Origin of the sequence: Microbulbifer elongatus (assembly GCF_020524885.1) — a bacterium.
Taxonomy (GTDB): domain Bacteria; phylum Pseudomonadota; class Gammaproteobacteria; order Pseudomonadales; family Cellvibrionaceae; genus Microbulbifer; species Microbulbifer elongatus_A.
Map to the genome: position 1 here is coordinate 180,726 of NZ_JAIVKJ010000004.1, position 15,283 is coordinate 196,008.

At 55.6% G+C, this 15,283-nt stretch carries 8 protein-coding genes; 7 read left to right on the top strand and 1 reads right to left on the bottom strand.

Annotated elements, in window-relative coordinates; genetic code table 11:
- Positions 1–71: 71 nt before the first annotated feature.
- The 6 genes from LC059_RS15215 to LC059_RS15240 all read left to right on the top strand — a co-directional run bounded on the left by LC059_RS15215 (position 72) and on the right by LC059_RS15240 (position 13,071).
- Positions 72–3,296, top strand: a complete 3,225-nt coding sequence (locus tag LC059_RS15215) for a pectinesterase family protein (protein WP_226704721.1) — start codon at positions 72–74, stop codon at positions 3,294–3,296.
- 71 nt (positions 3,297–3,367) lie between these two features.
- On the top strand, positions 3,368–5,191 hold the full coding sequence (locus LC059_RS15220) for a polysaccharide lyase family 1 protein (protein WP_226704722.1): 1,824 nt from the start codon (positions 3,368–3,370) through the stop codon (positions 5,189–5,191).
- A 365-nt stretch (positions 5,192–5,556) separates the two neighbouring features.
- Positions 5,557–8,133, top strand: coding sequence for a fibronectin type III domain-containing protein (locus LC059_RS15225; RefSeq protein WP_226704723.1), 2,577 nt, complete (start codon positions 5,557–5,559; stop codon positions 8,131–8,133).
- Positions 8,134–8,252: 119 nt separating this feature from the next.
- The gene (locus LC059_RS15230; protein WP_226704724.1) at positions 8,253–11,252 is read left to right on the top strand and encodes a TonB-dependent receptor; all 3,000 of its coding nucleotides are present in this window, start codon (positions 8,253–8,255) and stop codon (positions 11,250–11,252) included.
- Between the two features lie 128 nt (positions 11,253–11,380).
- Entirely contained in the window at positions 11,381–12,664 is a 1,284-nt protein-coding gene (gene pelA, locus LC059_RS15235; RefSeq protein ID WP_226704725.1) for a pectate lyase, read from the top strand.
- 200 nt (positions 12,665–12,864) lie between these two features.
- The gene (locus LC059_RS15240) at positions 12,865–13,071 is read left to right on the top strand and encodes a DUF2061 domain-containing protein (RefSeq protein WP_226704726.1); all 207 of its coding nucleotides are present in this window, start codon (positions 12,865–12,867) and stop codon (positions 13,069–13,071) included.
- 59 nt (positions 13,072–13,130) lie between these two features.
- Here the strand turns inward: LC059_RS15240 and LC059_RS15245 are convergent, their stop codons facing one another.
- Positions 13,131–13,703: an NADPH-dependent FMN reductase gene (locus tag LC059_RS15245; protein WP_226704727.1), complete on the bottom strand. Its 573-nt coding sequence runs from the start codon at positions 13,701–13,703 to the stop codon at positions 13,131–13,133.
- A 929-nt stretch (positions 13,704–14,632) separates the two neighbouring features.
- Between LC059_RS15245 and rrtA the strand changes: the two genes are divergently transcribed.
- Positions 14,633–15,268, top strand: a complete 636-nt coding sequence (rrtA, locus tag LC059_RS15250) for a rhombosortase (protein ID WP_226704728.1) — start codon at positions 14,633–14,635, stop codon at positions 15,266–15,268.
- Positions 15,269–15,283: the final 15 nt, after the last annotated feature.

A 15,283-nucleotide genomic window follows, 5' to 3' on the forward strand; every position in this document is an offset into this window, starting at 1 on the left:
GCAGTGGAAGAGTACCGGAGGTAGGAACACCGCCGGGTAATAACAATAAAATCGCAACTCAGGAGTATTCTATGAGAGTACCAAGCACCCTGTTGGCCACGTCCATGGCCGCGCTACTCGGCAGCCTGTTGGCTGGCTGTAGTGACGACGGCGAAAAGAAGGAACTGGCTGAATTGAATAACATCGTCGTTGCCGAACCAGAGCCTGAACCGGAGCCCGAACCAGAGCCCGAGCCGGAGCCGGAGCCGGAGCCCGAACCAGAACCAGAGCCCATCGTCTTTACCTGTCCAGAAACAGGCTTGTACTTTTGTGACGACTTTGAAGATGGCGAATTCGCCAGTACCTGGGATGCCCTGATTGACGGCTACGGTCTCAGTGATCCCGGTGTGTTCGATATTCTCGACGAGGGCGAGAGCAAGTCCCTCCGCTTTACTGCCGGTACCCGCGGTGAAAACCTGAGTGAAGGCGAATTGATTCTGGTGAAGCAAGCGGCATTCGGCAGTGTGCCCGCGGACTACTTTGTGGAATACCGCATCCGACCACGCGCCAACGGCAACACCGGCAACAAATACCTGTACAGCGTAGGCCGCTACCAGGGGCCGCTGCAGTGGTACTTCGGCGGACTGAATATGCAGAACAGCAGCGAGTCCACCCAGGTAGAGGCGGGCTACGCTGATGGTAGTGCCGTGAACCGCGAAGTGCAGGCGAAAAAGCCGCTGTTACTGGGCGAACAGGGTGGCACCGACGGCAGTTGGTATACCGTGCGCTATGACATGGTTGGCAGCGACGTGACCGTATATTTGGATGGCGAAGAACTGGGTACCTATTCAGACACCGAAAACAAGTACACCACCGCCGGCCGCATTGGCTTTTTTACTTATAACCGGTCCTTTGAAGTGGACTACGTAAAAGTCGGCGATCCGTCTGTAAAACCGGTGCAGCTGACCATCGATTATGCGGAGCCCACTTGGACCGCTACTGCCGGTGATCCAGCACTGGAGATCAATGTCACCGCAGTGCAAAGCGATGGCGTCACCGCAGATAGCTTTGATGTGGTATCCAGCGATAGTGCGGTAGCTTCCGTGGAGGTCGTCGATAACCAGGTCAAGGTGATTCCCCTTGCAGAGGGCAGTGCAGACATCACCTTTATCAGCGGTTCTGACAGCAGCTTGCAGCGCACTATCAGTGTGGAAATTGCGAAGGCATTTGCCATGCCCACCGCTACCTATGGTGACATCAGCGCCCTGGTTACGCCGCTGCCCGGTGCTACTGGCGAGTATGAAGACACACGCCTGAGTATTACCTTCGATAACGTCCCCACCTTGAATACCACTGTCGGTTCCGTGCGTATTTTCCGCGCCGATGACAACACCGAAGTGGACGCGATTCGTGCGGGGGGTGAAATGGATGTGCTTGGTTACAGCGGCCAGGCGCAGCCCCGTATCCTGAACACCACGCCGTTCCAAATCGATGGCAATACCCTGACTATTGCACCGCACACCGATGTGTTGGAAGCCGGTGTGGAATACTTCGTCGCTATCAGCACCGACCTGGTGCAGGGCGCCAAGCTGAACGGCAGTGATTTTGTCGGTATCGGTAAAGACGCGGGCTGGACATTCACCACCCGCGCAGCGTTGCCCATGGGCGCGGACGTCACTGTCGATGACGACGGCGCCGCGGATTTCCGCACTGTACAGGGCGCACTCAACCATGTGATGGAAAACGTCGGCGTGGATGATACTTCGAGCATTACGATCGCGGCTGGTGACTATCGTGAACTGCTGTTTCTCTCTGGCAAGAATAATCTCACCATCAAGGGGGCCGGCGCAGACCAGACCCGTATTCACTACGCCAATTACGAGGCATTGAATGGTGGTACCGAAGGCCGCGGCCTGTTTCTGGTGAAGGGCGGTGACATGCTCACCATCGAAGATCTCACCATCGAGAATACCCACCGGCGCACCGGTGGTGGTGATCAGGCTGAGACCATTTACTTCAACAGTGGTGGGCGTCTGATTGCGCGCAACGCGGGCTTTATATCCGAGCAGGACACACTGTTACTGAAGGGATACAACTGGTTCTACAACACCTTGGTGGCCGGTAACGTGGACTTTATCTGGGGCTACAGCACCGCCACGGTGTTTGAGGATTCGGAAATCCGCTCCCTGGGTGATTCCAAAAGCACGGAGGCGACCAGCAGCGGCGGTTATGTACTGCAGGCGCGTACCCCCAGTGAAACCGCCCCCGGTTTTGTATTCCTGAACTCGAAGCTCACCAGTGCGGCAGGTCCCACTGGAGTCACCATTGAAACGGGTACCACCTATCTGGCCCGCAGTGGTGGCAACAGCGGTGACTACGACAATGTCACCTTTATCAATACCGGCATGGACTCCCATGTAGCCGCGGCCGGCTGGGCCACCGAAGGCGTCAATGGCCAGCCCGCGCCCAACCCGGTTGTCGCTACAGCGGACGCCGGATGGCGCGAATATGGCAGCACCGATCTTGCCGGCAGTCCGCTGGATATGAGTCAGCGCTGTGGGGGTACCGGCAGCTGTTACCAGCTCAGCGAGGAGGACGTCGCCACACGCTTCTGTTCCCGCGCACAGATTTTTGCCAGCTGGAACAGCGGCGAAGGTTGGGATCCCTATCCAGAAGATACCAGTGACGACGGCTGTGTCCTTGCCGCTGGTCCCAGTGAAACCTGGAGCGGTAACGGCCTTCTGGTTGGCGACAGCAGCCAGTCTTCCGCGACCGTGGCCACCGGCAGCATCAGCGAACAGTCTGACAACAGCGTCAGCTTCGCTGCCAGTGACGGCAAATTCGAAACCATGGCGCAGTCTTTCTACCTGGTATCCCAGCAGGTGGAAGGCGATTTTGTACTGACCGCAAAACTGAAAAGTGCCGGTAGCAACTATGCGGCCAATCAGTTTCCGGTGGGTTTGATGATGTGTGAATGCGACGTGACTTCGGGCACCACTTCACCGCTGGCCCACGTAGGTGTGCATATGTCCGGTGCCGATTGGGTCACTCAATATGGCCACATCAAGGAGGCCGCTGGAGGCTGGGGCAAATCCAGCGGAAGCGCGGTCACTGTCGGTGACAGTCTCTACCTCAAGCTGGAGCGCCAAGGCCAAGCGTATTACGCCTCCGTTTCTACGGATGGCGGTGCCAGCTATATCGAGCTGGGTGCCGATAGCTTCACCGGTTTGCCCGACTCACTGAAAGTGGGCCTCTTCGCTGCGCCCTATAACGACGACCAGGCTTTCACTTTTGAAGATATCCAGCTCACACAATAAGAAACACCGGAATTAATCCTTTTAATCAGTGCCCCGCGTATAACGCGGGGTCCATATTCAGGATGTGATTTATGCAACAATCATTGCGTTCATTACTGGCTTTGGTGCTCTGTGCCAGCCTTACCGCCTGTGGGGGTGGTGGCAGCGACGGTGGCAGTTCCTCGGGTTCTTCCGGCAGTTCGTCCGGTAGTTCCAGCAGCTCGTCATCCAGCTCGTCTTCCGGATCGTCCTCCGGTTCTTCAAGTAGCTCTTCCAGTAGCTCTTCAAGTGGCTCTTCAAGTGGCTCGTCAAGCAGTTCATCTTCCGGCTCGTCCAGCAGCTCGGGCTCCGGTTCATCGGGCGCAAGTCCGGATGGCGGATTTGCGGGTTACCAGTACAACCTCACCGGTGGTGCCGGCGGCCTGGTTTACACGGTCAACAACGGTGCCGACCTGCAGGAAAAACTGGATGAAGCCAAGGACACCAGTCAGCCAGTCACCATCTATATCGATGGCACCATCACCGACTTCAACACCGGTACCGGCACCGATATCCAGATCAAGGACATGGACAATGTGTCGCTGATCGGTGTTGGAGAAAATGGCGAATTTGATGGCATCGGTCTATCCATCCGCCGTGCCAACAACATTATCGTGCAGAACCTGCTGTTCCATGAAGCCTGGCCCGGGCAGGAGAGGGACAATATCAGTATCGAAGGTGACGACGATGGCTCCACTACCAGTCATATCTGGATTGACCACTGCGAGTTGTACAACTCCCTCGACGTTGGCAAGGATTATTACGATGGCCTGATCGATTCCAAAAGCGGCGCGCGCTATATCACCCTGTCGTACAACTATTTGCACGATGCCTGGAAGACCACTCTGCACGGACACACGGAAAATGACAGCAATCCGGATACCGACCGCCTGGTGACTTTCCACCACAACCGATTCGAAAACCTGGAAAGCCGAGTTCCCCTTTACCGTCACGGTAAAGGGCATGTGTACAACAACTACTACAACAACATCCGCTCGACGGCGATCAACTCTCGCGCCGGTGCCGAGATGCTGATCGAAAATAATGTGTTCGAAAATACCCAGAACCCGGTGGTGTCGTTCTATTCCGATGTGATCGGTTACTGGAACCTGAGCGGCAACCTGTTCGGAACCGGTGTGACCTGGAGCAGTGGCAGCGGCACAGATATTACCGCGCAAGATGGTGAGTCCACCTCGACCTACAGTGTGCCATACGAGTACACACTGGACTCGACCGATGGTCTCAAGGATTACGTGATTGCCAATGCTGGCCGCGGCAAGCTGGATCAGTCCGGCCTGGAAATTCCCGAGCCGGTGACACCGGAAGATGAGTTGCCGGTGGAAGAAGAACCCACCATTGAAGATGTGGCGCTGCCGTATGCAGAAAACTTTGCCACCGATACCGCGACCTTCTTTAGCAATAGCTACCGTGACCTCAGTGGCGCGTCGGGTGAAGGCACTCCCATATACCACCGGGTAACCGGAACTGCAGAGATCCAGAGTGGGGCACTGAGCCTGACGGGCAGCCGGGTATCTATCGGCAACACGACACCAACTGTCAGCACCACCAGCGGCGACGGTAATACCGGCGTGTTTGACTTGAGTATGCCCTGGCAGATCACCTTTAAGGTGGTCGGCGTGAGCGGTGATACCAGCAAATACTTTCAGCTGTATGTGGATAACAACACGGCGTCCAGTGGCAACTCCATCTGGGGGAGCGCCTCAAAGTTCCACCAGGTGCTGCTCAGTGATCTGGTCGAAGGGCAGACTTATACGGCTCCCGGCCTGACCGCCAGCGCGAATTCATTTGTGACCCTGCGAACCGAGAGTAGCGCTACCGTTGCAGTAGATGACATTCTGATTGAATACACCCCCTGAAAGCGCACTCTGGTCAGCACTTTTCAGCAGTGGTCTGGCCGCTTTTGTTCATAAAAGCACCGCTTAACGCGGTGCTTTTTTATGCTCTGCCGTCGATTTATCTGTAGTTAAGCTACAGGTTTCGCCTTTCTTGCCCAGTAATTGTGCGAAAAAAGACAAAAACCCGCCTGTCTGACCCGAGTCATCAATATCTTTATTACCAATTGGTACAAATGGTTGTATATGCCTAACCAATCTGGTTTCATTGCCAAACCAATAAGTATTAAGACTGGGCCTGGATGGTTACCGAGCACGCAATGTGCGACATCCAGGAGACGTATCCAGGCTCATAAAAATAACGATCGACAATGAGAGAAGGGGTGAGCATGAAACCTTTACCTTGGGCAAAGTCCGCACTCGCGCTGTGCATTATGGGGACACTGACCGCCTGTGGCGGCGGTGGTGCCAATGAGAACAACGAGGGGGACGTGGTTGTCACTCCTCCCCCGCAGTCGTCCAGCAGTTCATCTGGCGGTTCTTCCAGCGGTGGTTCCTCCAGCGGTGGTTCATCGGGCGGCGGCGCCGAAGGCCCAATTCTTTCTGAGAACTTTGGAGACGACCTGTTCGTCAACTTTGACGAGGCAGATACCCAGTTTTTCTTCAGTCAGGACTACAAAGCGCTGGATGCGAGCAATGCCGCCGATGCTTGGCCGTCTTTTTACTACCCCACCTGCTGTTTCTTCCTGAACGATAACCCGGCCGACGGCGTCGAGGTTTCACTGGATCAAATGGGTATTGTGAGCGACAGCGGCAACCCGGCGATGTTATTGAATACCGGCCGTTTCAGTGTCGGTCAGACCCGCCCGGATATCGACGACGCGGACCCGAAGAAGGACACCACCACCTCCGACGACGTGACCACCTGGGGTGAGCTGGATCTGAGCGAACCGTACCGTATCTCTTTCTGTGTGAAAGACGCTTCCGGTACCCGCAACATGCAGGTGTATGTGGACAACAACACCTCCGGCGAAGCCAACTCCACCTGGGGTGGCGGCGGCACTGGCTCGCGTATCTTCAATATCCCCGCCGGTGACCTGATCCCGGGCAAGCGTGTACAGATCAACGTACCGGGCGATATCACCTATGAACAGGGTGGCGAGGTAAAAGACGTTCGCCAGGCACAGGTCGGCAGCACCAGCTCCTTCCTGCAGTTCCGCGTCGAAGGCGGCAGTTCCGTAATCTTTGATGACCTGCTGGTAGAGCGCCAGGAAGACGATGGCCAGTCCGAGCTGCCTGCGTGTAATGTATTCCAGCCGGCTACTGCGCCGGAGGCGCCGGAAGCGCCGAGCCTGTTTGCGAGTGATGCACAGGTCGCCGTCAGCTGGACCTCTTCCATCGGCGCCACTTCCTATGACGTGGCCTACAGCACTGGCACAGACGTGAACGCTGCCGATGTTGTAGAAGGGCTGACCGAGACGAGCACTACCCTGACCGAGTTGGAAAATGGCAGCGAGTACAGTGTTTGGGTGCGCGCGGTGAACAACGTTGGCGCTGGCGCATGGAGTGAAGCCACCACGGCGACTCCCGTAGCACCGGTTGGTGACAACTGCGTACCGACCACATCGGTGGACCCGTCTGCAACCAACATGATCCAGTGGAACGTGTACGACGGCTGTTCACATCCCGGTGACCTTGGCGCTGTCGTAATTAATGGTAGCGAGGCAAGCAATTTCGCGTTTTCTGAAGAAGAATTGCCGTGGTTCGAAGTGAGCCCCCTCGGCGTCATGAATCTGGATACTCGTGATGGTGACGAGAATACCAAACCAGTGGGTGATCTGGATGGCGTAATCGCCGGCGACGCGGCGACTTATCCCAAGCACTTCACCTTTATTGCGCGCATCGATACTTCATTTGCCACCACGCTGGATAGTGTGCGCGGTTTTGAGATCGAGACGCATCTGGGTGACGGCGGTGTAGATGCGCGAGGTCCGGCCCGGATCAAGACGATCCTGCGCCCGGACGGCAACAAGATCCAGCTGGACAAATTCCTCTCCGACGACAGCACCGCGGAAGTGGATATGGATATGACCGATGGCTATCACATCTATCAGGTCAGCTTCACCGTCAATGACCCCGCTACCGCCGGAAATGAATACATCACCGCCAAGGTTTATCGCGATGGTGTCGAAGTCGGCAGCTTTACCGGTAATGGCCGCGATGGTGGCTCTTCCGGTAGCCGGATGCGCATTGGTGAGGGTTCTAGCAGCCCATTCTATGCAGACGTGGACTGGCTGGTATGGACCGACAACGCCACTGCCGCTGGCTTGACTGCGGAGCAGCTAGTCGGTGAGCTGCCGGCAGATATCGGTGAACTGGGCGTATATGCAGGCGCAGACGCGAGTTCTGCCTTTGAGGAAAACTTCAATGGCATTGGTCTGGTGGAAGACTCGGAAACAGAAGACACCAACTTCTTCACTGCGGATTACCGCGGCCAGTCCGGCGATGCGACCAAGCCGATGTTCAACGTAACCAGTGGTAGCTCCCGTATCACGGTTGCCGGTGGCACTCTAGCGTTGAACAACGCGCGTTTCTCCATCGGTGATGCGATGCACGGCACCGATACCGCGGATACTGACACTGCTGGTCGCGGCGACCTGGACCTCAGCAAGCCCTATGTTATTTCCTTCGAAGTCGTCGAAAACCCGAATACTTCTGTGGAATCGGGCAAGTGTCAGGTCTACGTTGACAACAACACTTCCAGCTCCAGCAAATCCATGCACGGTGGTGACTCCAAGCTGATTGAGAAGTTTGCGTCCCAGCTGGCTGACGGCGATCAACCCACGGGAACCGTCACCATCGAAAGTGACTTGGGCACAGCCAACTCATTCCTGCAGGTTCGCTGTGACAGCGGCACGGAGGGTATGCCCGTAGTGATTGACGACTTCAAGATCACTTATCAGTAATTGTCTTTCGTTAATACGCAGAGATGACGCCGGTTGAAATCCAGAGCCGGCGGCCATCAAAAAAACATCGAAGCGGCCCCAACGGAACGGGGCACGGAAAAACCGATGGGAGAGTCAAAATGACTTATAAAAAACAGATTCTCGCTATGGCAATCGCCATGGCTACATCCGCTAGCCTGGTAGCCCAGGAAGTGGAGCAGGAACAGCAAGAGGAAGCTTCCGGCGCCTCTCTGGAAGAAGTCTATGTAGAAGGTGTGCGTAGCGCCGACGTCAATGCACGCGCCGCGGAGCGGGGCAAGGATAACTTCAGCTCCATTGTTACCCAGGATGATGCCGGTAACTTCTCCGACCAGAACGTAGCCGAATTGCTGCAGCGTATGCCGGGTATAACCCTGCAAAAGAGCGAGGGCGAAGGCAAGTTTGTAAACCTGCGCGGCCTGGGTGCGGGCATGGTAAGCGTGCGCATGGATGGCGGTGCCATGGCAAATGCTGGTGGCGGTACCGACGAGACCCTCGAAGACCGCGCGTTTTCCCTGGATAGCCTGCCATCCGATGTACTGCAATCGATCGAGGTGAACAAATCACTGACGCCAGATATGGAGCTGGATGCGATCGGTGGTTCCATTAACGTGAAGACGCTGTCGGCACTGGATCGCGGTAAAGAAACCTACAAGCTGCGCGTGCAGAACTACTATCAGGAGCAGGCGGAAGAGAATTCGCCCAAGGTTACTCTGCAGGGTACCAATCTGTTCCTCAATGACACCGTTGGTGTCGCCTACACCGGTTCTTGGGAAAAGCGTAATACCCAGGGCGCACAGACTCGACACCACAGCTCCACCTTGCCGCAGTATGTAGAGCTGGGTGGTGAACAAATGATTATCCCTTGGGAGTTCACCACCTATGAAGAAAACGCCGAGCGTGAACGTATCGCCGGTCTGCTGAATGTCGAGTACCAGCCAAACGACAACAGCCGCTACCACGTGAAGTTGAATCACACCAGCTACTCGGATAACGATATTGCTCTGCGGGAGTATTACCGCTTCAACTGGGAGAACGGCGACGAAGACCTGCAGTTTATTGACAGAGATGCACAGGTATTCGGCGGTAGCAGCGTCGATCTGCAACAGCAGTTCTTTATTCAGGAGTCTGAGGTAGAGACCAACACCATCGCGCTCGGTGGTGAGAATCGCTTTGGTGACGGCTGGGAAGTAGATTACGAAGTAGTCTCCTCGCGCAGTGAAAACTCGAAGCCTGACGGCCGCCGCGTACAGTTCCGTCTGCGCGAGTTGAACGCGATCGGCAGCTACAGCGACTATTCATTGAACGGTCAGCTGGTTTCCGGTCCGCAGCTTGATGAACTGATCTCGACCGGCAAAATTTCCAGCGGTGCGATTTCCAACCCGAATGGTGGTTACCAGTACGGCAGCGCTGTCCAGCCGAACCTGAACTATGACAACCTGTTCCTGGAAGATTCCATCCGTGAAGACGCGGTGGACCAGTTCTCTCTGAACCTGCGGCACGACTGGGACGCCGGCCTAGTGAACTACGTTAAGGCGGGTGTAAAGGTCAATCAGCGCGAGCGCAGCAATGACAAGAACCGCTCGAGCATCGTGCCAAATGATCGTGCTGTGGCCGGTTGTGGCGATGATTTTGAGTGTATCGCTCTGGCCGGTTCGCGCCTGGGTGATTTCGCCACCTATATTCCGGACAATCCCGCCTTCGATAATGCGGTAATCACCCGCGCCGAAGCGGAGCGGCTGATCAACGCGACTCGCGCGATTGGTGATAACTACGACGTCGAGCAGAAAGAGCTGGACTCTACCAAACTTGACTACGAGCTGACCGAAGATACCGCAGCGGCCTACATGATGGCAGAGATGCAGGTGTTGCCGGAAGCGACCCTGATTGCCGGCGCGCGCTACGCGTATACGGATTTCACTTCCACTGGTTATCTGGCGTTACGCAACGACCGCAATGAAGACAGTGAGGGACTGACCTCTCTGGATATCGCGCTGCCGCTGGAGAAAACCGGTAATGACTACGGTGTGTTTTTGCCAGCACTGCATTACCGCCATGAACTGAGTGACAACCTCCTCGGCCGCGCATCCATCTGGACCAGCTTCTCCCGTCCGGATTTCGGTAAGAGCCGCGCATTTTTCGAAGTTACCGACCGCGTGGTGTTCTGTAACACCGACCCGGACTCCGAGTTCGTAGGTCAGTGTAACGAGGACCCGAATGATATTGGTTCTGCCCGTGGAGATGTCGAGTATCAGAAAGAGTTCTTCGAGATGTCCGGTGACAATACCGTGCGTATTGGTAACCCGGCGCTGGATCCGATGCGCGCCACCAACCTGGACCTGTCACTGAGCTACTACGGTGAGAGCACCTTCCTCGAAGGCGCGCTTTTCTATAAAGACATCACCGACTTTATTGTCGACGCCAACGGCATCCGCATGAATATTGCGGATACCCCGTTCGCGCTGCCGATCGATCAAGTAGACCTGTTTACTATCCCGGCGGATCTGGAGCTGACGAACGTAAACACCTACCTCAACGGTGAATCCGCCAAGGTCTACGGTATGGAGCTCAGCTTCAGCCACTACTTTGACGGTCAGTGGGAAGAGCACAATATCGGTCGCTACCTCGATAATATCTTTGTGCAATCCAACCTGACCCTGCAGAGCAGTGACGGCAACGTAGGTGACTCGGTGCGTGCGGATTCCATTCAGCTGCCGGAAACCGCGGACACCGCTGCGAATATCACGGTTGGTTGGGAGAACGATGATTTCTCCATCCGCTTTATTGCCAACTACACCAGTGAAATCCTGAAGCGTATCGGAGCCTGTACCGAGGCGGACAAGGCTGCGGACCTGGAGTTGGGTTACGCCGGCAACTGCCGCGTGTGGGCGGATATGTACCAGGATGACTCGCTGACCTTTGACGTGAAAGCGACCTACCGCGTTGCGGATGGTGTACGAGCCTACTTCGATGCGGTCAACCTTTCCGACAATGCTGACCAGCAGTACTTTGCCGGTAACGCCGATTCCGGCGGTCGCATCCTTTACAACGTCGAAGCCTATGGCCCCGCAGTGCAGTTTGGCCTGACTGTCGACTTCTAACCCTCATTGGTAATTTGCCATTCTTGCCCCGCTTGCGGGGCTTTTTTGGCTCTGGCTGTCGAAAAACAACATTCACCAGCGCTGGCTGTTGCTCCAAAAAATTAGTAACCGAGTATCTAGGTGCACTTATGTTCAATAATCCGTTTACGCCGCTGGCTACAGTGGTGCTGTCTGTAATGCTGGTTGCCTGCGGTGGTGGAGGCTCCAGCGAAACCATTCCTCCGGCGAATGGCGGAAGCTCTTCCAGCTCAAGTTCTTCAAGCAGCTCGTCCAGCAGTTCGTCGAGTTCATCTGGCGGTAGCTCCAGCTCTTCCAGCAGCTCTTCATCCTCCGGTGGGTCCAGCTCATCTTCGTCGGGTGGTGAAGCGCCAATGTTGGCACAGGCCGGCAACCCAATTTACGGCGAGTTGGACAACTACAAGTCCTGGCTGGGCAGCAGCCTCGCAGCGGATCGGACTCGCGCTGACAATATGATCACCTGGCAGATGGACCACGGTGGTTTTTATAAAAATGACGGGTCCACCTACGACGCACCTTGGAATGGCAGTGATGCGCGCTCCGGTTGGACCGGCTCGGGTGGTGTGGAACTGGGTACCATCGACAACGATGCCACCGTTACCGAGCTGATGTTTCTCGCCGACGTTTACCAGCGCAGCAACGATACCAAGTACCGCGACGCCGCGCGCGACGCGCTCGAATTTCTGTTGACCATGCAGTACGAAAGTGGCGGCTGGCCCCAGGTCTACCCGGCGCGTGCCGGAACCACTTACTCCAATCATGTCACCTTCAATGACGGTGCCATGGCCCGGGTATTGATCCTGCTCGATCACGCCTTGCGCGAGGAAGCGCCGTTGAATGGCGACCTGTTTACCGAAGACCAGCGCACGCGTATGGAATCGGCAATCGCAGGGGGCGTCGATTTTATTCTCAAGGCGCAAATAGTGCAGGCCGGCGCCAGGACTGTGTGGTGTGCCCAGCACGATCCGGTTACCTACGAGCCCCGCGCGGCGCGCGCCTACGAGTTGGAATCCAAAAGTGGCAAGGAATCCATGCTGGTAACGGCCTTCCTGATGTCGCAGCCGCAGACCGCTGAAGTGGAGGAAGCCGTTCGTTCCGCCCTCGACTGGTATCGAAGCCCGGCAGTGCAGGAGGCGGATACCGCTTACGTAAAACGCGCCAGCGGTAGCAGCGACGACACCTATAACCCAATCCAGAGTAGGGCCGGCAGTACCATGTGGTATCGCTTTTACAACGTTGGTGACGATACCGGGTTCTTCGCCGACCGCTCTGGTATCAAGCAATACGACATCATGGCCATCGATGCCGAGCGCCGCTATGGCTACGAGTGGGGCGGTGACTACGGTAGTGAGTTGATCGAATACGCGGATAGTGTCGGCTATTACCAGCGTTAACGATTTAGAGAGGGGAGCAGGGTTTTCCTGACCTATTGGTCGGTTCTATCACGGTGGTTAACCCGGTTGCCTTTAACAAATGGGAATCATTCTCGATAATATGCATAGTGTTCTGGTGGTTTTTTGATCAGTTGCGTGTCTCTAATGGATGCGCCGATCACCAGATAGTTTGAGAGGGTGATTCCATGAAGCAGCAGGCCATGACCAAAACTTGTAGCTTTGCCGTTGTGCATATGGCAGTCGCATTTGCGGTGGGCTTTGCATTGACCGGTGATGTATGGGTGGGTAGTGCCCTGGCGCTGGTGGAGCCGGCCTGCAATACCGTGGCCTTTTACTTCCATGAGAAGTGGTGGAACCGCAGCAAAGGTCCGCAAGCGGAGCCCGAAGATATCCAGGTACCTGCCTGATCGATCAGGGCCGTTCACGTCTCCCGGAAATTCCGCCGATGGTAACTGGACCCGCTTTCTCAGGATGGCTTGCCGGCGCTTAGGCGCCGCTGCCATTTCCCCAGAGCCTCTACCAGGTCGCCAATAAACTTCCTGGTGTCTTCATCTTTCAGCGCGCCGTTGTCATCGAACTTCTTGTGCGCGAAGCTGATCATCACTTCCGGCTTATTTACAAAGTGCGCATCCAGGTAAATCAGGATTCGACGCAGGTCGTACTGTGCCCGCGCGCCACCGAATGCACTCATGCTCGCGCTCATCACCGCTACCGGCTTGTCGGCAAATGGCTGCGGGTCAACGCGAGACAGCCAGTCGATGGCATTCTTCAATACACCGGAAACGGAGTAGTTGTATTCCGGAGTGGAGAAGAGAATGGCATCGGCCTTCAGCACCTGTTGTTGCAGGGTTTCCACCGCATCGGGCACGCCCTTATCTCGCAGGTCCTGATCATACAGCGGGATGTCGGCAAGGCTGGCAAAGGTAAATTCGGCACTGTCACCGGCAAGATCCGCAGCGGTTTTGAGCGCTGCGCTATTAAAGGAGTCTTGGCGCAGACTGCCGGAGATGGCGAGTATCTTGAGCGTCTCGGAAGGCATGATGTTGCTCAGTTATTGCCAAGTACAAAACAGTGTTCCAGGTCCTTTGGGTATCGAAGGCTCAGATTGGGGTAGCTTTTACCGGTCTTGGTGTGAGAGTTCTGCGGGTCTGGGCCGGCTTTCTTTTGCGCGGCCAGTATGGCGGGCTTTTGCGAGCTCCGGGCATTTACCGGTAATGGCGTATTCATGACGACAACCTCTACTTCTTTATACGCTGCTGCTCAATTCCATGCTGCTCTAGTGTGGCTAGGGCGTAGTAGCGTGGCGGGGCCCGGAAAAGAGTTTTGGGTGCGTCACAGCTACCAATTAACTGTAGTGTAAAACTCGCTGAATCAGCCGCACCTGCCTTAGATTGCGCGTGAATCCCAACGGCTTTGAGACGCAGTACAAGCTTTCTAAATCCCATGAGGGGAATAGATCATCCGGGCGCCTCCTCGGTGTGTGCTTTATCGGGATCTGCAGAACCATCTCCTGTGTGTTGTGGCTCCGTTCTCCATCACTAAAAACTATTGGCGCGAAAGCTTTATTTGATTTCCGCAATGAGTGTTTCGGGCGTATTGTGTAGATGTAACTCGAAGCAGGCTCACAATGTAAAGGAGAACAAACATGCAAAAGTCAGTTAGCAAGAAAACGCCGGTAATTGAACATAACTCTTCATGCAACTATTCATGTAGCTATTCATGTAACTACGGCAACAACTACTACGGTGACCAGGTATGTGTGCTGAAAAGGTCGTAACCGCATTGGTAACTCGTGTATTGCTGAAGCGCCTGGAGGCCCACAGTTGCGAAGCCGAAGTGCCAGGCTGAACCCCCCCGGGCCCCAACTGAAGTGCACGGAAATTGCCAAGTAGCTACTTTTCTACCATAGTGCAGCATCGAAATTTTTAACCTCGCAGATGGCTTACACGCACTTCGATCATGCCTGGTATGGAAAGAAACAAACTGTTCGGCAGTATCGGTGGCCCGCTGATACTGCTTTTGCTTTGCATCCTGCTGCAGTTTATCCAGTCCTTACACCCGGACTGGTTTATGTACGACCGCACATTGCTGGCCGAGGGGCAGTTGTGGCGCTTGTTGACCGGGCACCTGGTACATACCAATACCGCACACCTGCTAATGAATGGCGCCGCGGTGGTTGTGCTTTGGTTTGTGTTTGGGCAGAGCCACTTGCTTGGCCGGCGTCACCGGATTGTGGCCTATCTAGGCGTGGTCGCGCTTCTCTCTGTGCTAATCAGCACCGGTCTGTGGATCTGGTTTCCGGAAGTAGAGATCTACTATGGCCTCTCTGGTGCCTTACATGGACTCTTCTGTTTCGCGGCCGTCAGTGAGCTGTTCCAGCGTCGCTGGTCCGGAGGGCTATTACTGATCGGGTGCTTTGCAAAAGTCGGCTGGGAACTGGCTGTCGGCCCAAGTGCTGTCACCGCGAGCATAATCGAGGCCAAGGTGGCAGTATCCAGTCATTTTCTTGGCACCGTCTTCGGAACCCTGATCGGTACACTGGTTGGCTGGATTTTCAGATTGCAGAAGTCTTGCAGTCACGCGCCCGCGAGTGTGGCTGATTAATACGCCTTTACCGTC

What these genes read in the sequence shown, in the direction of transcription:
- LC059_RS15215 (WP_226704721.1), top strand. Translation starts at nt 72, where the DNA reads ATGAGAGTACCAAGCACCCTGTTGGCCACGTCCATGGCCGCGCTACTC.
- LC059_RS15220 (WP_226704722.1), top strand. Translation starts at nt 3,368, where the DNA reads ATGCAACAATCATTGCGTTCATTACTGGCTTTGGTGCTCTGTGCCAGC.
- LC059_RS15225 (WP_226704723.1), top strand. Translation starts at nt 5,557, where the DNA reads ATGAAACCTTTACCTTGGGCAAAGTCCGCACTCGCGCTGTGCATTATG.
- LC059_RS15230 (WP_226704724.1), top strand. Translation starts at nt 8,253, where the DNA reads ATGACTTATAAAAAACAGATTCTCGCTATGGCAATCGCCATGGCTACA.
- pelA (WP_226704725.1), top strand. Translation starts at nt 11,381, where the DNA reads ATGTTCAATAATCCGTTTACGCCGCTGGCTACAGTGGTGCTGTCTGTA.
- LC059_RS15240 (WP_226704726.1), top strand. Translation starts at nt 12,865, where the DNA reads ATGACCAAAACTTGTAGCTTTGCCGTTGTGCATATGGCAGTCGCATTT.
- LC059_RS15245 (WP_226704727.1), bottom strand. Translation starts at nt 13,703, where the DNA reads ATGCCTTCCGAGACGCTCAAGATACTCGCCATCTCCGGCAGTCTGCGC.
- rrtA (WP_226704728.1), top strand. Translation starts at nt 14,633, where the DNA reads ATGGAAAGAAACAAACTGTTCGGCAGTATCGGTGGCCCGCTGATACTG.